The following is a 24,049-nucleotide window of genomic DNA, read 5'->3' on the forward strand; positions in this document are numbered from 1 at the left end:
TCCCGGTCCCGTTCCCGTCAGGGGCGATGGTCAGTCGTCGTCACCGTCCCGCCGTCGGTCCCGGTCCTCGAAGAGTTCCAGCACGTCCGGCAGGGGCGAGTAGTGCGGCGCGCACGCCGGGCAGGCGTAGACGTTGAACCCGGGCCCGGAGCTCTGGTGCACCTCGGCGACGACGACCGGCTCCGCGGTGATGGCGCAGCACCGCACGCACATCCGCACGGGCCGCCGCGCGGGGCCGGGGAGCGGCAGGGCGCCGTCCCTCACGCGACCCCCAGCCCATGCAGGTCCCGGGTGTCCAGGTCGATCCCGAAGTCGGCGGCGAGCACGAGCACGAGCCGCCGCTGCCGCTGCCGAGCCCGTTCCTTCCGCCGCTCCTCGGCGACGAGGTAGGGCCGGACGAGGACGGAGGCGGCGCCGTCGAGGGGAAGGTCGAGGCCGTAGGGGGAGCGGGGTGCGGGGAGGGGGAGGGGGAGGGGGAGGGGGAGGGCGGTTGGTGGGGTGCGGCGGTGGTACGGCGACGGGGCTGGTGTCGCGGTAGCGGCGGGCGGACGGAAGGCGACCCTCGCCCATGCGACGAGGGCGCGGATAAGCTGCGACATGTCGACCTGCTTCTTTCAGGTTGGCCACGCCCCGGGAGTCCTGATCCGACTCGCCGGGGCCTTTCATGTCGGCAGCGTAACTGATGCCGACAGTAGTCGACAGTGGACGGCAGTGGTTGACAGTTGTCGGCGATGCGCGAACGTTGTCGGATGCTTATGTTCGATTGCGTGACAGAGCAGATCAATCCCGGCGCCGCCGCCTACCACTACGAACAGCTCGCGAAGATCCTGGAGGGCAGGATCAGGAGCGGGGAGTTCCCGGCGGGGGTGCGCCTGCCCGGTGAGCTGGTCCTCTCCCAGGAGTACGGCGTCGGCTCCAACACCGTCCGCCGAGCCCTCGACATCCTGCGCGAGCGGGAGCTGATCGTGACGGTGCGCGCGAGGGGCTCCTTTGTGGCCGAGCGACTGCCCGACGCCGACGGGGCCGGTGACTGACGCACAGGCGTCCGCGCCCTCGCCCGCACGTCTACAACTGTCTCGATCTCACCTCGGGTTGACGATCCCCCTTCGCACGGGCAACCGCATGTGACAGAGTGCTGACCGAGTGTGGGAGGGGTGGCCGTTGATGCACGTGATCGTCAGGAGCCTGAACAACCAGCGTGTCGACGCAACTTGCCGCATCACCGAGCGGGCGGCCGACCGTCACGGAGACCACGTCTTCGCCGAACTCCCCGCCCGCACACGCGCCGAGGCCATAGCCTCCTTGCTGGGCCCCAGGCCCACCCGATGACCCGGGCCCGCACCAGGGCCCACGGGTACGGTACGCCGTCCCTCCGGTCGGCGGACCGTACCCAAGCGCAGGCGTCTGACAGCGGAGGGGAGCACGATGTACGACGCGATGCTGAAGGCTCTGACAAGACTGCGACACCACGCGCCGCCCCGCGACGACCGGGGCCAGACGGCGGTGGAGTACCTGGGGATCATCGTGGTGGTGGCAGCCATCATCATCGCCATCGCTGGAACCGACATCGGCAGCTCGATCATGGATGCGATCACCGAAAAAATCAGTGCGATCACCGGTGGCGGTGGGGGGTAGGGGGCGTTCGAGCAGACGAGGGTCAGGCGTTTCCCGCTTACGTGACAGTAATCGCGGGGCTTCTGTTCCTGGCCTTCGTCTACTTCGCTGTCGGGCAGGCCGCAGTCCTTCGCAACGGCGCTCAGACGGCTGCCGACGCGGCAGCCCTCGGGGCAGCCCAGGACGCTCGGGAGCAACTCCGGGAGGGTTGGCTCAAGGTGATAGGCGATCCGGCTCAGTGGCAGCGATTCGTTCGGGGCGAGGGATACGCCGTGGAACGCTCCTGCCAGAGGGCCGCCGAGTTCGCCTCGCGCAACGATGCCGAGGTCAATGACTGCGTGCCGCTGGATTTCGGCTTCACCGTGACTGTGCAGACCGAGGGCACGGTCGGTGAGTCGATCGTCCCGGGTACGGACGAGCGGCGCGCCACGGCCACCGCCTCTGCGGTGGTCGAGCCACTGTGTAGGTTCGATCCGCCCGAGCCGAGCCCTGAACCGACCCCTGAACCGGATCCGTCCAGTACGCCGCCCGAGGAGCCTGAGGAAGAGGATCCCGACCCGATCTCGGGCCTCACCTGCGACGGCGAGCCTTGGGAGATCGACCCAGAGGACCCCGTGCTACCCGGAGTCGATGACCTCTTCCGCGTTCGACTGACCAGTGACGACGAGTAAAGGAAGCGCTCTTCATGGACGTCTCGTACGTGAGAGGGGGGCTCATCGCCTTCGCGGTGGCGGCCTCTTTGGCTGTTACCGGCTGTGGGGCCGATGCCGAACCCAAGTTGTCTAACAAGCCGGCGACCACGACGCCGCAACCCCAGCAGCCAACGACCACCACGGCGGAGCAGCTCACTGAAGAACCGGCGGAGACGATCGCCCTCGCCAAGGGGCAGAAGGGACTGGAACTGGCTATCACGCTCGCCGAGCGCGATGAGGGTGGCTTCCTCACCATCAAGGGTGTGCTGAAGAACAGCGCTGACTCCCCGGCCGTCCTACCAGCCAAGATGAGGGGCGACGAGACCGAGGTGGTCAAGCACGGCAAGTCCCTCGGCGGAGCCACCCTCGTAGACCCCGTCGGCAAGAAGCGCTACTACGTCCTACGCGACACCGACGGCCGCCCCCTCACCACCACAGGTCTCGACAGCCTGGGCCCCGGCAAGTCCACCGCCGTCTTCATGCAGTTCCCCGCGCCCCCCGCCTCCACCACCGAGGTCTCGTTCCAACTGCCCACCTTCGAACCCGCCACCCTCAAGCTCTCCTGAGGCGACGTCATGACAACGACGACAGGACGATCAGGACGACGGCGCAGGCTGGCCGCGCTCGCGGTCGTGGCGATCACGGTGTGGCCGCTCAGCTCAGGCGAGGCCCTCGCCGACGACCCACCCGGCACCACCTCCACCTCCCCGCCCCCCGCCATCGACCCCAACTCCCCCGGCCTGATGCTCCCCGACGGTGCCACGCTCGCGCCCGCCAAGGTGCTTGACATCAAGCAGATCGTCGAGGAGGAGGGCGGCGAGCAGCGGCGCGAGGACACGAACGTCGACGTGACGTTCGCGCTCCAGGCCGAGGTGCTGTTCCCGAAGGACAGTGCCAAGCTCAGCCCCGCCGCCACCACCCGTATCCGGGCCATCGCCGCCGAGGTGCGGACGCAGGGGTCGGGCCGGGTGCGGGTCTTCGGGTTCACGGACAACCTGGGGTCGTACGAGCACGGTCTCAAGCTCTCCAAGGAGCGCGCGGTCGCCGTCCAGCAGGTCCTGGCGCGCGAGCTGGACCCGGGGACCTCGTACGACATCCGGGGCTACAGCGAGGACTACCCGATCGCCGACAACCGCACCGAGGAGGGCCGGAAGAAGAACCGCCGCGTGGAGATCTCCTTCCCCCGCACCACGGCCGGACCCCCTGCCGCTCCCTGACGACCGGCGAATCCACCCCTCAGGCGCGTACGTCGTGCATCCGCCCCCGGATCTCGGCCACCCGCGACCGCACCTGCGCAGCCGGAAGGACACCGCTCTCCGTACGGCGTTCGGGGTACTCGCCCCGGCAGGGCCCGCAGTCGCCGTCCTGGAGGGTGTCCGTGTACCCGGGCGCGCCGCAGGTGCCGCATTCGAGGATGCGGGGCGGCGCGGGGGTGCGCCGGACGGGCGGCGGCGGCAGCTTGTCGGTGAGGCGGCGGCGTACGAGGCCGGCGGGGTGGTGGACGGACTGCGGGAGGCCGGCGGTGAGGGCGCGCAGGACGCTCTCCTCGTCGGCGTCCCGCTCGAACCACTCCTCCACCAGCGGCATCAGCGCCCGGCACTCGACATGCGAGAGCGACAGCGCGGAGTTCGTACGCCCGAGCGCGGCGAGCAGGATGTACGCCCGCGACCGCCTCGGTCCCGCCGACTCCTTCGGCACGTCGCCCTGTTGGAAGGCGGCCCACCACCGACTGTCACGCGGGGTCCGCGAGAACCACGTTCGAGTGACCCACTTCCCGCCGAGGCACTCCCGCCCCCGCCGCAGATGCCCGGCCCGCTGGATGCGGTTGAGCGCGGTCCGGAGGGCGCACTGCCCGTACGGCAGCTGCTTGGCCAGCGTCTTCACCGAGATGTCGCTGCCGTCGGGCAGCCGGTCGATGTACGCGGCGATGGCGGCCTCGCGGGCCGGAAGATGGGCGAAGTCCTGCCGTCCACGGGCTTCCTGCTGCGGCGCGGACCGCTTGCCGTACCCCGGACTGGCCAGGGGGTGGAGGGCATCACTAAACTCGGCATCAGCCATGAGGATCGACTCCGTAGCGTTGCGATCTTGATGGTGAGACCCTCGCAAGGTGTTCGCAGCACCTGGTGGGGGTCGACTTCTTTCACAAGCCTGACGCCACGCTAAGCGCTTATGACGCTCCGTGGCAAGTCCGCAACTCTTCGCACCCGCGCCGCCCAACTCGCAGGGTGGGAGGGCGGGTTGTCCAGGCCCGTACCCCATCCCCAGAACACCGCCCGAACCCCGGACCTTAAGCTTCGGGCCGACCGGCCCATGCCGGGGTGAAGGCGGGCGCGATGTCCCGGCGGGCATCCCGGACCCTTTCCGTTTCCGCCCGCCCTCGCCCCCGCCCCTGCCCCCGCCGCCGACGGCCCCGGGGTCATCGATCGCCCCCGGGCGCCGACGGCCGTCCGGAATCGGCCTCACCGCGACCGGCCCGGCCTCGCGCCGCGAGCTCGTCGGCATCCCGCGCTCCCTGGGCGTCACCGCTGACTTTGGTCCGATCGGCTGGATGTGCCGGTGGTTCGTGCCGGGGCGCTCCGTGCGGCGCTGGGGCCGAGGTTATGAAGGGAATCGAACGAAATCGGATGAGAGTTCGCCATCCGGTCATCCTCGAACATCAATCCCAGGAGTCGCGCGATGCGTCCCATCAGAGCGGCCGGCCTCGGCACGGCCACGCTGGTCACCCTCCTCGCCTTCACCCCCGTCGCGGCCGTCGCGACGGACGCCGGCCCCACCCAGGCCACGGGCAAGACCCCGACCATCACAGTCCTGGCCGAGGTGCAGCAGGCGACCCGCTTCCCCGTCACCCCCGGCACCGTCTCGCAGGGCGATCGGGTCGTCGTCCGCTCGGACCTCTTCGACGAGGCGCACAACAAGGTCGGCGAGACCCACGGCAGCTGCACCACCACCCGGGGCGGCGACGATGAAGCGGAGCAGTGCCTCGTGACCTACGTCCTCCCGGGCGGCCAGATCACCACGCAGGGCGTGTACTTCGACTACCTCGACCAGGGTCCCTTCGACGCCGCGATCACCGGCGGCACCGGGAAGTACGAGAAGGCTCGCGGCTCGGTCCACTCCGAGACGATCGCCACGGACCCGAAGGTCGTGAGGCGCTTCACGATCCACCTCGCCTGACGGACCCCGACGTCCACCTGACCCCGGAATCCGGCCTTCTCCCCTCGCGTCGCACCTGGGAGACGGTCGTACGAAAGGAGCTGCGGGTCAGGGGGCGTCCAGGGCGGCTCGCCCTTCACACGGCGCTCGCCGCTTCCTCGTGCCCGCCCGCGCCGACATTCCGGCCTTCCCATGCCGACACCCCGGCCTTCCCGTGCCGGGCCGCGCACGGCAGGGCGAGCCCCGCGACGGGCGGCCTGCACGGGCGAAGAAGACCGACCCCGATCATGCGGCGACCGGGACCAACCTCCTCGGCCTGGTCAAGCACGTGGCCACCGTCGCGGCCAAGTACGACGAGGAAACCCGTGCGGCCTACCGCGCGAAGATCGAGCGGGCCGCCAGGGCGGCGGTACCGACCCGACCGGCGACGGACCGGGCCGGAGGACGTCTCACAGGGAGTGATCTCCGTGCCCGTCCTCGACGGGCGCGTTGTCGACCGGGAACAGCATGCCGGGCCCTGTGGCCGGGCGGTTGACAGCACTCCACACTCCACCCCCCCCGCCGCATGACGGCGGGGCGAAGCAGCCGGGCCCGAACTATCCGGCAGCATCCGAAGGCGGCGGATAGTCGTCCACGTGCCAGACCGTTCCGTCCGCGCAGGGATGGCCGGCGAACTGGTCGGAGGTTCCGCCGCCCAAGGACATGCGGTCGCCTTCGCGGGCGAAGACCTCGCCGTCCTCGTCGCGGACGACGGCCTTGCCGTTCTCCCACGCAGCGGTCCACCCGTGTGCCCAGGACAGTGCGCTGACCACCTTGCTGCCGTCACCTCGGAAGCCGAGACAGTTCCTGTCCGTGACCAACAGCGTCCCAGGCATGTGGGCGAGCAGCCCATCGCCGGGGGCGCCCTTCGAACGGTTGATCATCCGGGGTGGCGTCGCGGGCTTCTCGGCCGCGCCGACCGCCTTCCCCTCGGCGGCGACGGTCTTCGGGGCCGGGTCCTCCGGTGCCCCGCCGGTGGCCGACCCGCAGCCGGTGACCCCCGCCAGCAGCAGGACTCCCGCCACGGCCGCCACGCCACGGTGCACGGTCTGGTGGTCTGCCATCGCATCCCGTCCGTTCGTCAGGCGCACGACTGGTGTGCGCTCCAGGGTGGGACGGGCGTGCCGCCGTACAGGTTCCGTACGGTGACGTGGAGGCGGACATGGTGGAGCCGGCGTTCGGGTACGGCTCGCACGTGGTCGACGCGGTCCGCTCCCCAGCCTCCGGGCGCGCTCGTCGCCGCCTCCGCCGCCTCCGCCGCCACCCATGTCCAACTCGGGTCATTGACGCGACAGTTGGTCTAGGCCAATGATGTGGTCATGCTGAGACTCCGTCTGCGTCACGCCGTACGCGGCGCGCTCGCCGCCCTCGTCCCGCTCGCCCTCCTCGGGGCCGTCGGTGGCCCCGCGCACGCCGCCCCGGAGGGGGCGGCGGCCTGGCCCGAACCCGCGCCCGTGGTCTCCCGGGTCGAGACCACGGACCCGGTCGTCTTCATCACCATCGACGACGGCTGGTTCCACGACCCGGCCGCCGCGAAGCTGCTGCTCGACCGCCGGGTGCCGGCCTCGCTCTTCCTGCTCCCGGGGGCGTACTCGTACGACTCCGGCTACTTCCACCAGCTGCTCGACCACGGGCGGTCCCGCGTCGAGAACCACTCGGTCGACCACCCCTACCTCACCACGCTCGACGCCGCAGGCCAGAAGGCCGAGATCTGCGGGGCACGGGACGCGCACCTTGCCGAGTTCGGCGACGGGCCCCGGCTGCTGCGCCCGCCGTTCGGCGTGTACGACGCCACCACCCTGACCGTCGCCCGCACCTGCGGCGCGAAGGCCGTGGTGACCTGGACGCACAACTTCACCGGCGTGGGCGAGTCGGGACCGGCGCCCGAGCTGAAGGCCGGCGACATCATCCTGCTGCACTTCGAACCGACCCTGGAGCAGGACCTGAAGCGCGCCCTGGACCTGGCCGAGGCGGCCGGCCTGAAGCCCGCGCCACTACGGGAGTACGTACCGGAGTAGTCGCTACGGGGTGAGGTGCGGGAGGAAGGAGACGGCCCCCGTACCCCCCCGTACCCCCCGTACCCCCGGAGGGTGTGGGGCGTCGGGGCCGGATGGAGGCCCGGACACGCCAGGAGGCGGCGGCCTTTTCATCCGTCTCGCAGCTCCGCCAGCGTCGCCTGGACGGTGGCGATCATCTCGTGCGGCCGGTGGAGGACGGTCGCGGCCGTGAAGCGGAGGGCGCGTCGTACCTCTGGGTGGGAGGCCAGGCGGTTGAACCTCTCCGTATCCCGCTCGTGGGCCTCCCGGGTCCCGTGGAAGGCGTAGCCCTCCACCTCGACCGCCAGCCCCTCGGGCCGGAAGAGGAAGTCCGGTCGGAGCGTGCGGCCGTCCGTGGGGAAGCAGAGCGGGACCTGCGTCTCGGGGTGGAGCCCGGCGTCGTGCATGCGGAGCCGGGCGACGGTCTCCGCCGGCGAGCCGGAGAGCGGGTCGACGAGGGGCAGCCAGAGGCTCGCCCGCCGGCTTCCCTTTCTCGTCGGGCCCTTCGACAGGAGCTCCTCACGGAGAAGGCCAGGGGAACGGATGAGGGGAGGCCGGACCACCCCGCGCACCCTCCGCCGGGAGAGGGCGGAGTCCGCGGCGACGACCGCCTCGTCACGCGAGCCGAGCCGTATCACGTCGCCGACCGTGCGGACCGGGGTCGTCACCCGGAGCCCCTTCCGTACGGTGACGTCGCACGCGTCCAGGGGGATCAGGCGGACGAGCGTGCCGGGGCGGCGTCTCTGCAGGGCGGGGTGGGGGTCGGTGAGCTCGACGGGGTCCGTCGCCCGGGGGCCGTCGAGGAGTTCGATCCGGTGGAGGACGGCGGCCGACCGGTGACTGCAGACGAGCCGGGGCTGGAGCAACTGCAGGGCCCTGGCGCGGTGTTCCCAGTCCACCACCACCCCGGGCGGCGCCCAGGCACCCCGGCAGATCGGCTGCCACCGTCCGCTCCGGAGGCGCCGCTTCACCCTGCCCGGCGGCCAGCCCGCCGCGTGCGCCCACTCGGTGAGGAGCACCCCGTCGCGGGCCAGTCGCGCCAGGTCGTCCGCTGTGAACTCCGTGCCGCCCGTGCTGTTCATGGACCAACGATCCATGAACGAGGGGCGGTCCGCATCCCCTGTGGAAAACGTGGAGTTCGGGGCTGGTGGTCGGGTCAGCGGTGGGTGGGGAACAGGGTGTCGAGGTCGGAGTAGGAGAGGGCGCCGGTGAGCGGGGGGTGGGCGCCGGTGGCGTACAGCTGCCGCGCGGCTCGGTGAGCGGCGGTGTACGCGGTCTGGGCGACGCTCGTGCCGAGGCTGACGCGGGCGACGCCGAGGGCGCCGAGTTCGGCGACGGTGGGCGTTCCGGGTTCGGCCAGGACGTTCAGCGGTACGGGGACGGCCGCGGCGAGTTCCGCGAGGAGGGCGGGGTCGGTGACGCCGGGGACGAAGACGCCGTCGGCGCCGGCGTCCACGTAGGCGCGCGCCCGCTCCAGGGTGTCCTTCAGACGGGTGGCGGGGTCGCCGAGGCCGAACAGGTACGTGTCCGTACGGGCGTTGAGGAAGAGAGGCACGCCCGCACGGTCCGCCGCCGCCCGGGCCGCCGTCAGTCGTGCGGCGAGTTCGGCCGGAGGGCGGGTGCCGTCCTCGATGTTGACGCCCACGGCGCCCGCCTCCAGGACCCGCGCGACCGTCTCGGCGACGCCTGCCGCGTCCTGGCCGTACCCGCCCTCGATGTCGGCGGTGACCGGTACGTCGACCGCCGCGACGACACGGGCGATCAGGTCCACCACCCGGTCCGGGGAGACGGCCTCCCCGTCCGGGCGGCCGAGCGCCCAGGAGACCCCGGCGCTGGTGGTGGCGATCGCGGGCGCCCCCGCCGCCTCGATGACACGGGCACTGGCGACGTCCCAGGCGTTGGCGAGGGCGAGGGGGCGGGCGGGGGTGTGGAGGGAGCGGAAGAGCCGGGCCTTGTCCTTGGATGATGTGCTCATGCGGTCAGTCAAGCAACGGCCCGGGCTCCCTGTCCGGCAGAAAACCGACACCACCGTCGCCCGGTGCCGACCCCGGCTCATCGCGGTTGCGGTCGGCGCGGGCGCCTCACGAGCTCGTCAGGCGCGCTCGGGCCAGACCGGGCCCTGGTCGGTCCAGATGACGCCCTTGTTGCGGCACAGGCAGAAGGGGTGGCCGATCGGGTCGGTGTAGACCTGCCAGCCGTAGCCGTCGGGGCCGATGAAGTCCTGCCTCAGCGTCGCACCGAGGTCGAGGACGCGGCGCTGCTCGGACTCGATCTCGTCCACTTCGAAGTCGAGATGGAACTGCTTGGGGTGCTCGCTGTCGGGCCACTGCGGAGCGCGGTAGTCGTCCACCCGGATGAATGCCAGCTCGATCTCGCCGAACTGGATGCCGGCCCAGTCCTCGGAGCTGCCTTCCTTGACCGGACGGCCCGTCACCTCGGAGTAGAAAGCCGCCAGCTTCATCGTGTCCGGGCAGTCGATGATGAAATCGGTGAGTCGCAGCATCCCGCGATCTTGGCACAAGCTCACATCCGGCTTCGATACAGGCCCTGGACGAGACAGGCCCTGGATCAGTTCGACGGCGATGCGAGGCCGGCACAGTCGGCGCAGGGCGTCCGTGTCGCCCGTGAGGACGGTGACGTCGCCGTGCTCCGCGTGAGCCGTGGCCGCGAGCATCGCGTCGACGGCGTACTTGTGGCCGTGCAGACCTTCCTCGGCGAGCAGTCTGCTCGCCGCACGTGCGATCTCCTCCGTGACGGGGCGCACCTTGGCCAGGGAGACGGCCTGGTCGAACGCCGCCTGCGGCACCTTCGGGTCGCGTGCCTCCACCAGCGTCGCGGCGCTCGTCACGACGAGCAGATCCGGTCTGCGGGCGACGTCCAGCCATACGGTCATGTCGCGGTGCCGACGGGAGAGCTTGGAGAGGGCCTCGCCGTCGAGAACGAGAGTTCCGCTCATGCGGCGTCCGCCGGAGCGGACTCACCACGGTGAGCGGCGCGGTGGGCGGCGTGGTGGGCGCGGATGCGCTCGGCCCTGTCCGACACCTCGGCGGGGTCGACCGGTCCGTGCTCCGCCTCCGCGGCGGCGATGTACTCGTCGATGGCCTCGCGCTGGAGCTGCCGCTGGACGGCTTCCTCGATATAGGAGGAGACGCCTTGTCTGCCGGCGCGTGCGCGGATCGCCTCCAGGGTCTCGGCGCGCAGGGAGACGCTGGTGACTCGGGTCTTGCCGGGGCGAGGCTTGTCCATGAGGAAAGTGTCTTACGTGACCTACTGACCCGCTGGTGCTCCGCGGCGCCCGGCCACCGCCCGCCGGCGGAGGGGGCACCCCGGAGGCCCCGAGTACAGGAGTTCAGCCGACGGAGGTCGGGGCGCCGGGCTCTCCGAGTTCCCCGAGCGCCGTCCGGATCTCCGCCGTCATCCGCTCGGGGTGCGCGAAGACCCCGCGGGCCGTGAAGCGCGGCATCCGGCGGACCTCCGGGCAGGACCGGAGCGCGTTGAAGGGGGCGAGGTCCCGCTCGTGCGCCCGGCGCGTGCCGTGGTACGCGCAGCCCTCGACCTCCACCGCCAGGCCCGCGGCCCGGAAGGGGAAGTCCGGGTGGAGGAGGTGGCCGCCGGGGGTGCGCAGGGGTGGCCGGCACTCGGGGGAGAGGGCCGCGCCGGCCATCCGCAGGCGGGCCACCGTCTCCGCCGGCGAGCCCGCCGCCGGGTCCGCAGGCGGGAGCCAGGACCGGGCGCGCGGCGCACCCGGACGCCGTACCGCCAACTGCGAGGCCAACTCCCCGTACCGGACCGGCGGTTCCCTTCGTACGCCACCGACCACCCGGCGGGACGGCGCCGAGTCCGCGACCACCACCGCCTCCTCCCGGAGGCCCGTATCAGGTCGGCGACCGTCCGCGCGGCCGTCGTCGTCCGCAGGCCCCGGCGCAGGCAGACGTCCTCCGGCGGGAGCGAGGCCCTGGATCCGGAGGGCACCCGTATCCCCGTCAGGACCTCGATCCGGTGCAGCCGCGCCGCCGTACCGTGGCTGCAGACCCGGCCGGGGCGCAGCAGTTGGAGCGCGGTCTTCCGGACCCGCCAGTCCGTCTCCTTGCCCGGCACCGCCCACGCACCCCGGCGGATCCGCTGCCGGCCGTCCCGCCGCAGCCGCGCGGTGAGCCGGCCCGGCGGCCGGTCCGCCGCCGGCGCCCAGGCCGTCAGGAGCACCCCGCCCCAAGCGAGGATCAGCAGCTCGTACATACGCGCAACGATCCACGGAAGAGCGACACTTCGCACCCCCTGTGGAAAACCAGCTGAAAGTTGTCCCCAGGGAAGCGTAAAAGTGTCGGGACAGAGAACCGGGGGAGGAGCATTCTGGACCGAAACACCACAACGCTCCGGGGCAGGGCCGCCGATGCAGCACATCAGTCCTCAGAACAGTCCCTCCACACCAGCGTCGGGCGTGCAGCTCGTCCATGACCTCCTCCTCCACGTCCCCGCCTTCCGGGGCGCCTACGAGAGCCATGTCTTCCGGCAGGGCGGGGTCCTGCCGCACGTCTTCTTCTGGGACGTCGTCCAGGGGGTCGTCCGCTCCTTCCTGGCGGAGGGCGAGGAGGCCGACTGGCGCCGCACCCTCGACTTCCTGGAGGAGCGGAGCCGCCTCGGTGACGCCGCCGTCGACGAGGTGATCGTCACCTCCTTCCTCGGTGATCTTCCGTCCCCGCACGAGCCCGGTCACGGGATCGTCCAGCAGCTCGGTCCCGTCATGGCCGCGAAGTTCGGGCGTATGAGGCCCCTGGGCTGAGCCTCACTTCCCGCCTCCGGACTTCCCGCCTCCAGGGGTGATCGGCGGCCCCGGATAATCGGGCGCATGTCCCCGCCGACCAGCCGTTCCCCGCTCCTCCTCGCCCTCGGCGGTTACGCCGCCACCCGGCTCCTCGGCCTCGCCGCCCTCGCCGTCGCCGCCGCCGCGACCGGCAAGGACGGGTTCCACCGGCTGAGCGGACGCTGGGACTCGGTCTGGTACGCGCGGATCGCCGAGGACGGGTACGGGTACCAGGTCACCCTCCCGAACGGGGACGTCCACTCCGACCTGGCGTTCTTTCCGCTCCTGCCCGGCCTGGAGCGGGGACTGTCCGCCGTCCTGCCGCTCGACGCGGGCGGCGCCGGGCTGCTGGTCTCCTGGACCGCCTCCCTCGCCGCCGCCTGGGGGATCTTCCGGTGCGGCGAGCACGTCCTCTCGGCGCGCGCGGGGATCTTGCTGGCCGTGCTGTGGGGGGTGTATCCGACCGCGTTCGTGCAGTCGATGGCGTACACGGAGACCCTGTTCACCGCGTTCGCCGCCTGGTCGCTGTACGCGGTGCTGCGCGGCCGCTGGATCCTCGCCGGGCTCCTCTGCGTGCTCGCCGGGCTCACCCGGCCCACCGCCGTCGCGCTGATCGCCGCCCTCGGGGTCACCGCGCTCGTCGCCCTCGTCCGGGAGCGGCGGCTGCCCTGGCGGACCGTCGCCGGGGTGCTGCTCGCGCCGCTCGGCTGGCTCGGGTACGTCGCGTACGTCGGCGTCCGCGAATCGAGCCCCACCGCCTACTTCGACGTCCAGGCCGCGTGGGGCAACTCCGTCGACGGCGGGCTCGCCCTCGCCCGTTTCATCGCCTCCCTGCCCTGGGCGGCGGCGCTCGGCCTGTGCGCGGCCCTCGCGCTCCTGGCGTGGCTGGTCGTGCTGTGCGTCCGGCAGCGCCAGCCGCTGCCGCTGCTCCTCTATACCGTCGGGGTCGTCGTGGTGTCGCTCGTCGGCGCCGCGTACTTCGGCTCCCGGCCGCGGCTGATGATGCCCGCCTTCGGGCTGCTGCTGCCGCCCGCCGCCGCGCTCGCCCGGTTCCGTACCGGCACCGCCGTCACCGTGCTCGCCGCCCTCGCCCCGGCCTCCGCCGTGTACGGGGCCCTCACCCTCCTCGGGCCGGGTCCGCCGTGACCGTCACCCGCGCCCCCGGCCGCACCCCCCACCCCGCCATCGCGCCCGCCTCCGCCTCCAGGACGTGCCGGGCGCGGGGGCGGAGCATGCCGAGCCGGCCCGGGCGCATGGTGACCACCGCCAGGACCCTGAGGCCCCGGTCCAGGTAGGCCACGTCGATCGGGAAGCGCATGCCGAAGGTGTGCACGCTGTTCGCCGGGGTGAGGAGCATCGCTCCCGCGATCCCGTCCCGGCCGAGCAGGCCGCGCCGCCGCGCCCGGTACGAGGCCGCGATCTCCAACGGGACCGTCGCGTCCTCCGGCACCACCAACAGCCCCGTCCCGTCCCGCCGACTCCGCCCCATGGCCCCGACCTTAGACCTAAGGTCGGGGCCGTGTACGCCTCGCTGATCGTCCTCGCCGCCCTCTGGGGAGCCGCCGCCGGGCTGCTCGTGCCGCGGGCCGCGTACCGGCTCTCCGTGGAGCCCGAGGAGCCGTGGCGGGAGCGCTGTCCGGCCGGGCATCCGCTCGCCGGGCCCGCGCGCGGGTGGCTCGGCGGGCCGGGGCGGGACGCGTGCGCCACGACTCCGGTGCCGCTGGCCGCGCCGGTGCTGACGGCGCTGGTCTGCGCGCTGCTGGCCGCCGCCACCGGCGGGCCGCGGCCGGAGCTCGCGGTGTGGCTGCTCGCCGCGCCCTTCGGCGTGCTGCTCGCCTGCGTCGACGCCCGCGTGCAGCGGCTGCCGGACGGACTGACCCTGCCGCTCGCGCTCGCCGTGCCGCTGCTGCTCGGTGCCGCCGAGCTCCTCCCGTACGACGCCGGGTCCTGGACCCACGCCCTGCTCGGGGCCCTCGCGCTCGGCGGCGGCTACCTCGTCCTGCACCTGATCAGCCCGCAGGGGCTGGGCTTCGGGGACGTGAAGCTGGCGCTGCCGCTGGGCGCCGCCCTCGGCTGGTACGGCTGGGGCGTGCTCTTCACCGGCGCCTTCCTGGGCTTCCTGCTCGGCGCGGGGTACGGCTTCGGGCGCGTCCTGCTCGGCCGCGCGGCCCGCTCCTCCGCGATCCCCTTCGGCCCCTTCATGCTGGCCGGCGCCCTTCTGGGCCTCGCCTTCGGTGCCTTCACCGCCCTCCCCTGAAGCGGGCGTCGAACCGGGCGTCGAACCGGGCGTCAATACGGCTCCGGTGCCGGGCGGTCCCCCGTGGGAGGGACGGAAGTCCGCCGCCACGCCGGGGCGCAAACCCGCCACAGGAGCTCGGAGCCCTTGCGGCGCTTGGGATCCGGGGAAATCCGGTCTCTTCGTCCGGCCCACGTGGCGCGCAGCACGACTAACGAAGGGTTATGGTGGAAACCCCCCCTCGGGCCGGTCCGTATCCCCCCCCACGGACCGGCCCGTTTTCTTTTCCCACCCGTTTCCCACCCGTTCCCCGCTCTTTCCCGTGCCGGGGACCGGGCTCAGCCCCGCCCGGCCCAGATGTTCGTCCCCGCCGTGTCGACGGCGAAGGAGTCGATCTCCTTCAGCTCCGCCTCCGTCAGCGGGGCGGCGGCCAGCGCCGCCACGTTCTCCTCCAGCTGGGCCACGCTCGACGCGCCGATCAGGGCCGAGGTCATCCGCGGGTCCCGCAGCACCCACGTCAGCGCCAGCTGGGCCAGCGACTGGCCGCGCCGCTCGGCGATGTCCGCGAGGCCGCGCAGGCGGCGCAGCACCTCCTCGGAGAGGAGGTTCGGGTCGAGGGACTTGCCCTGGGTGGCGCGGGAGCCCGCCGGGACGCCCTCCAGGTACTTGTTGGTGAGCAGGCCCTGGGCCAGCGGCACGAAGGAGATGCAGCCCATGCCGGCCGTCTCCAGGGTGTCGAGCAGCGCGTCCTCCTCCGTCCAGCGGTTGATCATGGAGTAGGAGGGCTGGTGGATCAGCGGCCGGACGCCCATCCCGGTCAGGATCCGCGCCGCCTCGGCGGTCTGCTCGCTGTTGTACGAGGAGACGCCGACGTACAGCGCCTTGCCCTGCTGGACCGCGGAGGCGAGCGCCCCCATGGTCTCCTCCAGGGGGGTGTGCGGGTCGAAGCGGTGCGAGTAGAAGATGTCGACGTGGTCGAGGCCCATCCGCTTCAGGGAGGCGTCGAGCGAGGACATCAGGTACTTGCGGGAGCCCCACTCGCCGTACGGGCCGGGGTGCATCAGATAGCCGGCCTTCGTCGAGACGATCAGCTCGTCCCGGTAGGGCGCGAAGTCCTGGGCGAAGATCTTGCCGAAGTTCAGCTCGGCCGAGCCGGGCGGCGGGCCGTAGTTGTTCGCCAGGTCGAAGTGGGTGACGCCGAGGTCGAAGGCGCGGCGCAGGATCGCCCGCTGGGAGTCGAGCGCGCGGTCGTCGCCGAAGTTGTGCCAGAGGCCGAGGGAGATGGCGGGAAGCTTGAGGCCGCTGCGGCCCGAGCGGCGGTACTCCATGGAGTCGTAGCGCTCCGCGGCGGCGCGGTACAGGGGGGAATCAGTCACGTATCTCTGCTTATCACGGACTTGTGACACTGCCGTACGGAGTTGTGACGGTCCCGGTCTGGGACCCTTCATCCGTGCGCAGTAGTGTGGCGGCCTGCGAACCGCCCGCCCATGGAGGGGTAAAGAACAGTGAACCTGCGCGACCTGGTGTACGGGCTCTACGCGCGCCGGGTGGAAGGCCGTCTCGACCACGACCAGGTGCCCAAGCACATCGGTGTCATCCTCGACGGCAACCGTCGCTGGGCCAAGGCGTCCGGCGGGACCCCCGAGCAGGGACACAAGGCGGGCGCGGACAAGATCCAGGAGCTGCTCGGCTGGTGCGCCGAGACCGACGTCGAGGTCGTCACGCTCTGGATGCTCTCCACGGACAACCTGAACCGTCCCGAGGAGCAGCTCGTCCCGCTGCTCGCGATCATCGAGGACGCGGTGAAGGCGCTGGCCTCCGACGGGCGCTGGCGGGTCCACCACGTCGGCACCATGGACCTGCTGCCCGCCCGGACGCAGCTGGTCCTGAAGGAGGCCGAGGAGGGCACCCGTACCAACACGGGGATACTGGTCAACGTCGCCGTCGGCTACGGCGGCCGGCAGGAGATCGCCGACGCGGTCCGCTCGCTCCTCCTGGACCACGCCGAGCGCGGCACCAGCTTCGAGGAGCTGGCCGAGACCGTCTCCATCGACCTCATCTCGGAGCACCTGTACACGCGCGGGCAGCCCGACCCGGACCTGGTGATCCGCACCAGCGGCGAGCAGCGCCTGTCCGGTTTCATGCTGTGGCAGAGCGCGCACTCCGAGTACTACTTCTGCGAGGTCCACTGGCCGGCCTTCCGCAAGGTCGACTTCCTGCGGGCGCTGCGCGACTACGCCGCCCGGCACCGCCGCTACGGCACCTGAGGCCCCCGCCGGCCCCGCCGGCACAGCAGACCCCGGGGAGTCACCGGGCGTTCACGAACACGCCGTCATATGCCGTGGCATGGTCAGGAGTGTTCGAGGGCATAAGCCTGGTGAAGTGAGCGGCACGGAGACCGCCACCCGGGAGGCCCCTTGCACCAGGACGACCGTGCGGGAGACGCGCGGGAGAAGCGGAGGGCCGGTGTTCGGCCTGTGCAGGGCGGTCCGTTCCCGGTCCCATTCCGCCGCGACACCGGTTCTTCCGTCGCACCCCGGCCTCATACGGGTCTTCAGAGGGGGTCTGTCCTTCCGTGGTGACCAGCACGAAGCGCCGCCTTTCCGACCGGCGCACCTATGTTCTCGACACCAGCGTCCTGCTCGCCGACCCCAAGGCGATGTCCCGCTTCGAGGAGCACGAGGTCGTGCTCCCCATCGTGGTGGTGACCGAGCTGGAGGCGAAGAGGCACCACCCCGAGCTCGGCTACTTCGCCCGGCAGGCCCTGCGCCTCCTGGACGACTTCCGGGTCCGGTACGGACGTCTGGACGCCCCCCTGCCCGTCGGCGACCTCGGCGGCACCCTGCGGGTCGAGCTCAACCACTCCGACCCCGGCGTCCTGCCGGCCGGCTACCGGCTCGGCGACAACGACTCCCGGATCCTCGCCGTCGCGCGCAACCTCCAGGCGGAGGGGTACGACGTCACGGTGGTCTCCAAGGACCTGCCGCTGCGCATCAAGGCGTCCTCGGTGGGCCTGCTCGCCGAGGAGTACCGGGCCGAACTGGCCATCACGGGCACCGACGGCTGGACCGGCATGTCCGAGCTCGCCCTCTCCGGTGAGCAGGTCGACCTGCTCTACGAGGAGGAGCGGCTGTACGTGCCGGAGGCCGCCGGGCTGCCCGTGCACACCGGTCTGGTGCTCCAGTCGGAGCGCGGCAAGGCGCTCGGCCGGGTCGGCACCGACGGGAACGTACGGCTGGTCCGCGGCGACCGGGAGGCCTTCGGGATCCGGGGCCGCAGCGCCGAGCAGCGGATCGCGCTCGACCTGCTCCTCGACCCGGACGTCGGCATCATCTCGATGGGCGGCCGGGCCGGCACCGGCAAGTCGGCGCTCGCGCTCTGCGCGGGCCTGGAGGCGGTCCTGGAGCGGCGTCAGCACCAGAAGGTGATGGTCTTCCGTCCGCTGTACGCGGTCGGCGGGCAGGACCTCGGCTATCTGCCGGGCAGCGAGTCGGAGAAGATGAGCCCCTGGGCGCAGGCGGTCTTCGACACGCTCTCGTCGGTCGCCGGGCGCGAGGTGATCGAGGAGGTGCTCTCCCGGGGGATGCTGGAGGTCCTTCCGCTCACCCACATCCGGGGCCGCTCCCTCCACGACGCCTTCGTCATCGTCGACGAGGCCCAGTCCCTGGAGCGGAACGTCCTGCTGACCGTTCTGTCCCGCATCGGGGCGAATTCGCGGGTGGTTCTCACCCATGACGTCGCCCAGCGGGACAACCTGCGGGTGGGGCGGTACGACGGAGTCGTCGCCGTGGTCGAGAAGCTGAAGGGGCATCCGCTCTTCGCCCACGTCACCCTGACCCGCTCCGAGCGGTCCCAGATCGCCGCCCTGGTGACGGAGATGCTGGAGGACGGCCACCTGTAGCGCCCCTCGGAGGGGCAGCCGCCCGATTCGTACCTATTGGCTCCCGTACGGGAGTTGGCGCCGCCCGGCGAAGCGGAGGAGCTTAGTCGGGCGGCGCCCCCATGTCTCCGACATACGCCAAAACACCTGCGTCCACCGGGGTGTGAGCTTTCACACGCAACGCGGAATTGCCTTGCGGTGTCCGCGTCCGGCAAAGTCTTGCTTCCGTCAGGCCCCGCGTACGGCACCCGTGCACCCTCGACCGATTCGAAGGCGCACACCCCAGCACCGCACAACTCCACACTCGCCGCCGTCCGCCGCCCACAGCACCACGGGCCCGTGTCTTCTGTGACCCGGTACGACGAAGACCAGCGCCAGGGGCACGATTTCGCCCGCGTGGTCACCGATGCGGGCGATGCTGGAAGGAAACCGTGTGAGCCGGATCTCGGTCCGGGGATTCGCGGTGGCGTCTGCCACCGCGGTCACCACCGTCGGCGCCGTCGTAGGCGTTGCCACGGGCAACGCCGCCCAGGCCACCTCGGACGACAACTTCGAGGCCGCCGCGAACGACAGCACGCTGCTCGCGGACATCCCCGCCGGCGCGCAGGCCCAGGTACAGGTCGCCTCCCTCTCGGAGCAGGCCGACGTCCAGGCCGCCGCCGCGGACGCCACCGCGCGCAGGAGCGCCGAGGAGGCCGCCCGCCTCAAGGCCGCGGCGGACGCCGAGGCGAAGAAGAAGGCCGCCGACGAGAAGGCCGAGCAGGAGAAGAAGGAGCGCGAGGAGCGGGAGGCCCGCGAGCGGGCCGAGCGCGCCAGCCGCGACGCCGTCCGCAGCGCGTCGAGCTTCGCCGCCCAGAGCTCGTACTCCGTCTCCGAGGTCAAGGCGATCGCCCGCCAGATGATCCCGGCCTCGCAGTTCCAGTGCTTCAGCAACATCGTGGACCACGAGTCCGGCTGGAACTACCGGGCGATGAACCCGTCCTCCGGCGCCTACGGCCTCGTCCAGGCGCTGCCCGGCTCCAAGATGTCCTCGGCCGGCGCGGACTGGCAGACCAACCCCGCCACCCAGATCAAATGGGGCCTCAGCTACATGAACGGCCGCTACGGCAGCCCCTGCGGCGCCTGGACGTTCTGGCAGGCCAACCGCTGGTACTAGACCGGCGCGTGCTCAACCTCGGGAAGCCCCGCACCGTCCTACGGTGCGGGGCTTCCTGCGTGTAGGTTGCCAGGGACCATGACGGGGGGAAGAAGGACGAGATGTCGAGACTGCCAGGATGGCTGCGCCGGCTGGGCGCGGGCATCAGCCGCGTCGGGGCCGAGCTGGACGCCCGGCGCGCCGAGGCCGAGCGGCTGGGGGTGACCGGACCGCCGTACGAGCCGCCGCCGGCACCCGCTCCGGAGCCCGCCTCGACGGCGGCGGAACCGGTCGCCGAACCGGCCCCGGACCCGGCCGTCGCGGCGGTCGCCGTCGCCGAGGACCGTACCGTCCCCGCCCGCCCCGACCCGGTCTCCGCCATCCCCTGGGGCATGCGGGTCGCCGCCGAGGCCGGCTGGCGGCTGCTCGTGCTCGCCGGCACGGTCTGGGTGCTGATGCGGGTCATCAGCTCCGTCCAGCTCGTCGTCCTCGCCTTCGTCGCCGCCCTCCTGGTGACCGCGCTGCTCCAGCCGACCGTCGCCTGGCTCCGCTCCAAGGGCATGCCGCGCGGACTGGCCACCGCCATCACCGCCATCTCCGGCTTCGTCGTCATGGGCCTGGTCGGCTGGTTCGTGGTCTGGCAGGTGATGGACAACATCGACACCCTCACCGACCGGATCAGGGACGGCATCGAGGAGCTCAAGCGCTGGCTCCTCGACAGCCCCTTCCACGTCACCGAGCGGCAGATCAACGACATCGCCAAGAACCTCAGCGACACCATCGGCGCCAACGCCGAGGAGATCACCTCCGCCGGACTCCAGGGCGTGACCGTGATCGTCGAGACCATGACGGGGATACTGCTCGCCATGTTCTGCACCCTCTTCCTGCTCTACGACGGGAAGAAGGTCTGGGAGTGGACGCTCAAGCTCGTCCCGGCGCAGGCCCGGCCCGGCGTCGCCGGCGCCGGACCGCGCGCCTGGCGCACCCTCACCGCCTATGTGCGCGGCACCGTCCTGGTCGCCCTCATCGACGCCGTCTTCATCGGCCTCGGCCTCTACTTCCTCGACGTGCCGATGGCGGTCCCGCTCGCCGTCTTCATCTTCCTCTTCGCCTTCATCCCGCTCGTCGGCGCCGTCATCTCCGGAGCCCTCGCCGTCCTCGTCGCGCTCGTCACCAACGGCGTGTTCACCGCGCTGATGGTGCTCGTGGTGGTCCTCGCCGTGCAGCAGATCGAGGGCCACGTCCTCCAGCCGTTCATCCTCGGCCGGGCCGTCCGCGTCCATCCGCTGGCCGTGGTCCTCGCGGTCGCCGCCGGCGGTCTGACCGCGGGCATCGGCGGTGCCGTCGTCGCCGTCCCGCTGGTCGCCGTCGCCAACACCGTGGTCGGCTACCTCAGGGCGTGGAGCCACGAACCGGCACTCCTGACCAGCCCCGAACCGCGCGGCGCGACCGCCTTCGCGGTGGCACCGACCCCGGCACCCGGCTCGCCGGACCGAAAGGAACCGAAGTGATATCGGAGCCCGAGCTGGAGGGCGGCACCCCCTTCGACACCACCGAGGTGCTCACGGAGGAGCGCGGCCCGCGCCCGCCGCGGAGCCGCCGGCCCTGGCTGTGGGCGCTCGGCGGGGCGGTGCTCGCCTCGGCGGTGTGGGGCGGCGGGCTGTACGCGTACGGGCTGAAGAAGGAGGAGAGCCCGGACCTGGGCGGGTACAAGACGCCGGTGGCCCTCTGCGAGCTCGCGCAGCTGAAGGCGCTCACGACGGTCCTCGGCGAGCGGGGGGACAGCGGTGGAGAGGAGGCCGGGATGGACGACCCGGTCCTGTACTCCACGGGCTGCGACATCTCCTTCGGCCCGGGGGACAGCGGGTACCACGTCTCCCTCAGGTACACCCTGCACAAGGTGACGGACCCGGGACCCGAGTTCAAGGCCCGGGCGAAGGACTACGGCCTCGTCACGGAGATCGGCGGACTCGGGGAGCAGGCCCTCTTCGACGACAGCGGCGGCGAGGGCGGGCAGCTGCGGGTCCTCGACGGCCAGGCCGAGATCGAGCTGAACATCTACCGGAACTACTCGATCGACGACGAGGGCAACCCGGTCGAGCCGCCCCCGTCGGCCGACCTCTCCGGCATCGACGTCCCCATCGCCCAGGACGTGCTGGCGCTCATGGAGGCGCTCAAGAAGTGACGGAAGGGCCCCGGGGCGCGTGCCCCGGGGCCCTTCTCGTGCGCGTACGGCTCCGCCTACTCGGCGAGGACGGCCTCCGCGTCCAGGGTGACGGCGACCGCCTGGATCACCGCGGCGATCTTGAACGCCTCCTGGATGGTCTCGCGGTCGACGCCCGCCTTGCGCAGGACCTGCTCGTGCGAGTCCAGGCACTGGCCGCAGCCGTTGATCGCGGAGACGGCCAGCGACCAGAGCTCGAAGTCGACCTTCTCGACACCCGGGTTGCCGATGACGTTCATCCGCAGGCCGGCCCGCATCGTCCCGTACTCGGGGTCCGACAGCAGGTGCCGGGTCCGGTAGAAGACGTTGTTCATCGCCATGACGGCGGCGGCGGACTTGGCGGCCTGGTACGCCTCGGGCTTCAGGTTCGCCTGGGCCTCGGGCTCCAGCTCCTTCAGCACCTTCGGCGAGCGCGAGGCGATCGCGCAGGCCAGGACGGTGCCCCACAGCTGCTGCTGCGGCAGGTCGCTGTTGCCGATGACCGAACCGAGGTTCAGCTTCAGGTCCTTGGCGAAGTCCGGTATCGCGGACTTGAGCTCATCGAGGGCCATGCTCACTCACCGGCCAGGAGCTTGCCGGCGTCGAGGGTGTCCTCGCCCTTGTTCCAGTTGCAGGGGCACAGCTCGTCGGTCTGCAGGGCGTCGAGGACCCGCAGGACCTCCTTCGGGTTACGGCCGACGGAGCCCGCGGTCACCATGGTGAACTGGATCTCGTTGTTCGGGTCCACGATGAAGACGGCACGCTGGGCGAAGCCGTCCTCGCCCTCGACGCCGCAGTCGCGCATGAGCTCGTGCTTCGAGTCGGCGAGCATCGGGAAGGGCAGGTCACGCAGGTCGGCGTGGTCCTTGCGCCAGGCGTGGTGGACGAACTCGGAGTCGCCGGAGACACCGAGGATCTGGGCGTCGCGGTCGGCGAACTCGTCGTTCAGCTTGCCGAACGCGGCGATCTCGGTCGGGCAGACGAAGGTGAAGTCCTTCGGCCAGAAGAACACCACGCGCCACTTGCCCTCGTAGGACTTGTGGTCGATCTGCTCGAACTCCTTGCCGCTCTCCAGCGACACGCAGGCGGTCAGGTCGTAGGTGGGGAACTGGTCACCGACAGTGAGCACGCGCTCTCCTTGCAGGACGGAAGGATCCCTTTTTGGGGGACTTCCACGAGGGGTTGGACGTCTCACATCCTGGCACGGGGTGCATTGATCAGTGAAATAGCTAGAGTGGACCGCGTTGATCGAAGGTGGTTATCAGTGGCATCCCCGTACGGCACCCCGCACCCTCCCCAGCGCGCCAAGCAGCCCAGTCTCTCCCAGCTCAGGGCCTTCGCGGCGGTCGCCGAGCACCTGCACTTCCGCGACGCGGCGGCGGCCATCGGAATGAGCCAGCCCGCGCTCTCGGGCGCGGTTTCGGCACTCGAAGAGGCACTCGGTGTCCAGCTCCTGGAGCGGACCACCCGGAAGGTGCTGCTCTCGCCCGCCGGGGAGCGGCTCGCGGTGCGCGCCCGGGCCGTCCTCGACGCCGTCGCCGAGCTGATGGACGAGGCGGAGGGCGCCCAGGCGCCCTTCACCGGGGTGCTGCGGCTCGGGGTCATCCCCACCGTCGCCCCCTACCTCCTCCCCGACGTGCTCCGGCTCGTCCACCGCCGCTACCCCGAGCTCGACCTCCAGGTCCACGAGGAGCAGACCGCCACCCTCCTGGAGGGGCTGGCCGCGGGCCGGCTCGACCTGCTGCTGCTCGCCGTCCCCCTCGGCGTCCCCGGCGTCACCGAACTCCCGCTCTTCGACGAGGACTTCGTGCTCGTCGCCCCGCAGGACCATCCGCTGGCCGGCCGGGACGGCATCCCGCGCGAGGTGCTGAAGGAGCAGCGGCTGCTCCTCCTCGACGAGGGGCACTGCCTGCGCGACCAGGCCCTCGACGTCTGCCGCGAGGCCGGGCGGGTCGACGGGCCCGAGGTCACCACCACCGCCGCAGGGCTCGCCACCCTGGTGCAGCTGGTGGCCGGCGGGCTCGGCGTGACGCTGCTCCCGCGCACCGCCGTCACCGTCGAGACCGCCCGCAACCCCGCCCTGTGGACCGGCGCCTTCGCCGACCCCGCGCCCACCCGCCGGATCGCTCTCGCCCTGCGCTCCGGGGCCGCCCGGCAGTCCGAGTTCGAGGAGCTGGCGGAGGCGCTGCGGGAGGAGCTGGCGGAGCTGCCGGTACGGGTGCTGGGCGCGGGCTCCTGAAACCCCCCGGTGTCAGGAACC

Annotated in this window: 29 protein-coding genes and 1 pseudogene; 16 read left to right on the forward strand and 14 right to left on the reverse strand. The window is 71.7% G+C overall.

What is annotated here, in order from left to right; all coding sequences use genetic code 11:
- Positions 1-30 precede the first annotated feature (30 nt).
- Positions 31-264, reverse strand: a complete 234-nt coding sequence (locus tag QK442_RS28470) for a hypothetical protein (RefSeq protein ID WP_282696948.1) — start codon at positions 262-264, stop codon at positions 31-33.
- The gene (locus QK442_RS28475; RefSeq protein WP_282696949.1) at positions 261-599 is read right to left on the reverse strand and encodes a hypothetical protein; all 339 of its coding nucleotides are present in this window, start codon (positions 597-599) and stop codon (positions 261-263) included. Before QK442_RS28475 ends, QK442_RS28470 begins: the two co-directional genes overlap by 4 nt.
- A gap of 168 nt (positions 600-767) precedes the next feature.
- Here QK442_RS28475 and QK442_RS28480 point away from each other — a divergent pair, with 168 nt between their 5' ends.
- The 5 genes from QK442_RS28480 (at position 768) to QK442_RS28500 (ending at position 3,523) form a co-directional block, all read left to right on the forward strand.
- The gene (locus QK442_RS28480; protein ID WP_282696950.1) at positions 768-1,034 is read left to right on the forward strand and encodes a GntR family transcriptional regulator; all 267 of its coding nucleotides are present in this window, start codon (positions 768-770) and stop codon (positions 1,032-1,034) included.
- A gap of 391 nt (positions 1,035-1,425) precedes the next feature.
- On the forward strand, positions 1,426-1,635 hold the full coding sequence (locus QK442_RS28485) for a Flp family type IVb pilin (protein WP_282696951.1): 210 nt from the start codon (positions 1,426-1,428) through the stop codon (positions 1,633-1,635).
- A 41-nt stretch (positions 1,636-1,676) separates the two neighbouring features.
- Positions 1,677-2,285 (forward strand): pilus assembly protein TadG-related protein, encoded by a 609-nt coding sequence (locus QK442_RS28490; protein ID WP_349239687.1) that lies wholly within the window; start codon positions 1,677-1,679, stop codon positions 2,283-2,285.
- Positions 2,286-2,392: 107 nt separating this feature from the next.
- Positions 2,393-2,872 (forward strand): hypothetical protein, encoded by a 480-nt coding sequence (locus QK442_RS28495; RefSeq protein ID WP_349239688.1) that lies wholly within the window; start codon positions 2,393-2,395, stop codon positions 2,870-2,872.
- A gap of 9 nt (positions 2,873-2,881) precedes the next feature.
- Positions 2,882-3,523 (forward strand): OmpA family protein, encoded by a 642-nt coding sequence (locus QK442_RS28500; RefSeq protein ID WP_282696953.1) that lies wholly within the window; start codon positions 2,882-2,884, stop codon positions 3,521-3,523.
- 19 nt (positions 3,524-3,542) lie between these two features.
- Here QK442_RS28500 and QK442_RS28505 read toward each other — a convergent pair whose 3' ends face one another.
- On the reverse strand, positions 3,543-4,364 hold the full coding sequence (locus QK442_RS28505) for a hypothetical protein (protein ID WP_282696954.1): 822 nt from the start codon (positions 4,362-4,364) through the stop codon (positions 3,543-3,545).
- 618 nt (positions 4,365-4,982) lie between these two features.
- Here QK442_RS28505 and QK442_RS28510 point away from each other — a divergent pair.
- Positions 4,983-5,480, forward strand: a complete 498-nt coding sequence (locus QK442_RS28510; RefSeq protein WP_282696955.1) for a hypothetical protein — start codon at positions 4,983-4,985, stop codon at positions 5,478-5,480.
- A 575-nt stretch (positions 5,481-6,055) separates the two neighbouring features.
- Here QK442_RS28510 and QK442_RS28515 read toward each other — a convergent pair.
- Positions 6,056-6,562 (reverse strand): hypothetical protein, encoded by a 507-nt coding sequence (locus QK442_RS28515; protein WP_282696956.1) that lies wholly within the window; start codon positions 6,560-6,562, stop codon positions 6,056-6,058.
- Between the two features lie 255 nt (positions 6,563-6,817).
- On the opposite strand from QK442_RS28515, the gene QK442_RS28520 reads away from it, so the two are divergent.
- On the forward strand, positions 6,818-7,516 hold the full coding sequence (locus QK442_RS28520) for a polysaccharide deacetylase family protein (protein WP_282696957.1): 699 nt from the start codon (positions 6,818-6,820) through the stop codon (positions 7,514-7,516).
- A 128-nt stretch (positions 7,517-7,644) separates the two neighbouring features.
- On the opposite strand, the gene QK442_RS28525 is transcribed toward QK442_RS28520, so the two are convergent.
- From QK442_RS28525 to QK442_RS28550, 6 genes and pseudogenes are all read right to left on the reverse strand, one after another.
- Positions 7,645-8,616 (reverse strand): hypothetical protein, encoded by a 972-nt coding sequence (locus tag QK442_RS28525; protein WP_282696958.1) that lies wholly within the window; start codon positions 8,614-8,616, stop codon positions 7,645-7,647.
- A 74-nt stretch (positions 8,617-8,690) separates the two neighbouring features.
- Positions 8,691-9,509: an isocitrate lyase/phosphoenolpyruvate mutase family protein gene (locus tag QK442_RS28530; protein ID WP_282696959.1), complete on the reverse strand. Its 819-nt coding sequence runs from the start codon at positions 9,507-9,509 to the stop codon at positions 8,691-8,693.
- A gap of 117 nt (positions 9,510-9,626) precedes the next feature.
- Complete coding sequence (locus QK442_RS28535; protein ID WP_282697000.1) at positions 9,627-10,037, reverse strand: VOC family protein; 411 nt, start codon at positions 10,035-10,037, stop codon at positions 9,627-9,629.
- Positions 10,038-10,100: 63 nt separating this feature from the next.
- Positions 10,101-10,490 (reverse strand): annotated as a pseudogene (locus QK442_RS28540) (PIN domain-containing protein); the annotation flags it as partial.
- Entirely contained in the window at positions 10,487-10,780 is a 294-nt protein-coding gene (locus tag QK442_RS28545) for a hypothetical protein (RefSeq protein WP_282696960.1), read from the reverse strand. The gene QK442_RS28545 and the pseudogene QK442_RS28540, both read right to left, overlap by 4 nt.
- Before the next feature lie 103 nt (positions 10,781-10,883).
- Entirely contained in the window at positions 10,884-11,384 is a 501-nt protein-coding gene (locus QK442_RS28550) for a hypothetical protein (RefSeq protein ID WP_282696961.1), read from the reverse strand.
- 588 nt (positions 11,385-11,972) lie between these two features.
- Here QK442_RS28550 and QK442_RS28555 point away from each other — a divergent pair.
- Both QK442_RS28555 and QK442_RS28560 read left to right on the forward strand, forming a co-directional pair.
- Positions 11,973-12,314, forward strand: a complete 342-nt coding sequence (locus QK442_RS28555) for a hypothetical protein (RefSeq protein WP_282696962.1) — start codon at positions 11,973-11,975, stop codon at positions 12,312-12,314.
- A 66-nt stretch (positions 12,315-12,380) separates the two neighbouring features.
- Positions 12,381-13,481, forward strand: coding sequence for a hypothetical protein (locus tag QK442_RS28560; RefSeq protein WP_282696963.1), 1,101 nt, complete (start codon positions 12,381-12,383; stop codon positions 13,479-13,481).
- Here QK442_RS28560 and QK442_RS28565 read toward each other — a convergent pair.
- Positions 13,453-13,824 carry a DUF192 domain-containing protein gene (locus QK442_RS28565; protein WP_282696964.1) on the reverse strand — a complete coding sequence of 124 codons (372 nt, stop codon included), beginning with the start codon at positions 13,822-13,824 and terminating at the stop codon, positions 13,453-13,455. The genes QK442_RS28560 and QK442_RS28565 overlap by 29 nt on opposite strands.
- A 30-nt stretch (positions 13,825-13,854) precedes the next feature.
- On the opposite strand from QK442_RS28565, the gene QK442_RS28570 reads away from it, so the two are divergent.
- On the forward strand, positions 13,855-14,592 hold the full coding sequence (locus QK442_RS28570; protein WP_282696965.1) for an A24 family peptidase: 738 nt from the start codon (positions 13,855-13,857) through the stop codon (positions 14,590-14,592).
- A gap of 317 nt (positions 14,593-14,909) precedes the next feature.
- Here QK442_RS28570 and mgrA read toward each other — a convergent pair whose 3' ends face one another.
- Positions 14,910-15,947 (reverse strand): L-glyceraldehyde 3-phosphate reductase, encoded by a 1,038-nt coding sequence (mgrA, locus tag QK442_RS28575; protein ID WP_282696966.1) that lies wholly within the window; start codon positions 15,945-15,947, stop codon positions 14,910-14,912.
- A 129-nt stretch (positions 15,948-16,076) separates the two neighbouring features.
- On the opposite strand from mgrA, the gene QK442_RS28580 reads away from it, so the two are divergent.
- The 5 genes from QK442_RS28580 (at position 16,077) to QK442_RS28600 (ending at position 21,771) form a co-directional block, all read left to right on the forward strand.
- Positions 16,077-16,838: an isoprenyl transferase gene (locus QK442_RS28580; protein WP_282696967.1), complete on the forward strand. Its 762-nt coding sequence runs from the start codon at positions 16,077-16,079 to the stop codon at positions 16,836-16,838.
- A gap of 308 nt (positions 16,839-17,146) precedes the next feature.
- Positions 17,147-18,472, forward strand: a complete 1,326-nt coding sequence (locus QK442_RS28585; RefSeq protein WP_282696968.1) for a PhoH family protein — start codon at positions 17,147-17,149, stop codon at positions 18,470-18,472.
- 412 nt (positions 18,473-18,884) lie between these two features.
- Positions 18,885-19,607 (forward strand): transglycosylase SLT domain-containing protein, encoded by a 723-nt coding sequence (locus QK442_RS28590; protein WP_282696969.1) that lies wholly within the window; start codon positions 18,885-18,887, stop codon positions 19,605-19,607.
- 101 nt (positions 19,608-19,708) lie between these two features.
- A complete protein-coding gene (locus QK442_RS28595) occupies positions 19,709-21,097 on the forward strand; it encodes an AI-2E family transporter (RefSeq protein ID WP_282696970.1) in 1,389 nt (462 codons plus the stop codon).
- The gene (locus tag QK442_RS28600) at positions 21,094-21,771 is read left to right on the forward strand and encodes a hypothetical protein (RefSeq protein ID WP_282696971.1); all 678 of its coding nucleotides are present in this window, start codon (positions 21,094-21,096) and stop codon (positions 21,769-21,771) included. The genes QK442_RS28595 and QK442_RS28600 overlap by 4 nt, the downstream gene beginning before the upstream one ends.
- Before the next feature lie 56 nt (positions 21,772-21,827).
- On the opposite strand, the gene QK442_RS28605 is transcribed toward QK442_RS28600, so the two are convergent.
- Together QK442_RS28605 and QK442_RS28610 are read right to left on the reverse strand one after the other, a co-directional pair.
- Positions 21,828-22,361 carry an alkyl hydroperoxide reductase gene (locus QK442_RS28605; RefSeq protein ID WP_282696972.1) on the reverse strand — a complete coding sequence of 178 codons (534 nt, stop codon included), beginning with the start codon at positions 22,359-22,361 and terminating at the stop codon, positions 21,828-21,830.
- Positions 22,362-22,363: 2 nt separating this feature from the next.
- Positions 22,364-22,918, reverse strand: a complete 555-nt coding sequence (locus QK442_RS28610; RefSeq protein WP_282696973.1) for a peroxiredoxin — start codon at positions 22,916-22,918, stop codon at positions 22,364-22,366.
- Positions 22,919-23,053: 135 nt separating this feature from the next.
- On the opposite strand from QK442_RS28610, the gene QK442_RS28615 reads away from it, so the two are divergent.
- Positions 23,054-24,028: a hydrogen peroxide-inducible genes activator gene (locus QK442_RS28615; RefSeq protein ID WP_282696974.1), complete on the forward strand. Its 975-nt coding sequence runs from the start codon at positions 23,054-23,056 to the stop codon at positions 24,026-24,028.
- Positions 24,029-24,049 lie beyond the last annotated feature (21 nt).

Source organism: Streptomyces sp. CC208A (assembly GCF_030010625.1).
In the GTDB taxonomy this organism is placed as follows: domain Bacteria; phylum Actinomycetota; class Actinomycetes; order Streptomycetales; family Streptomycetaceae; genus Streptomyces.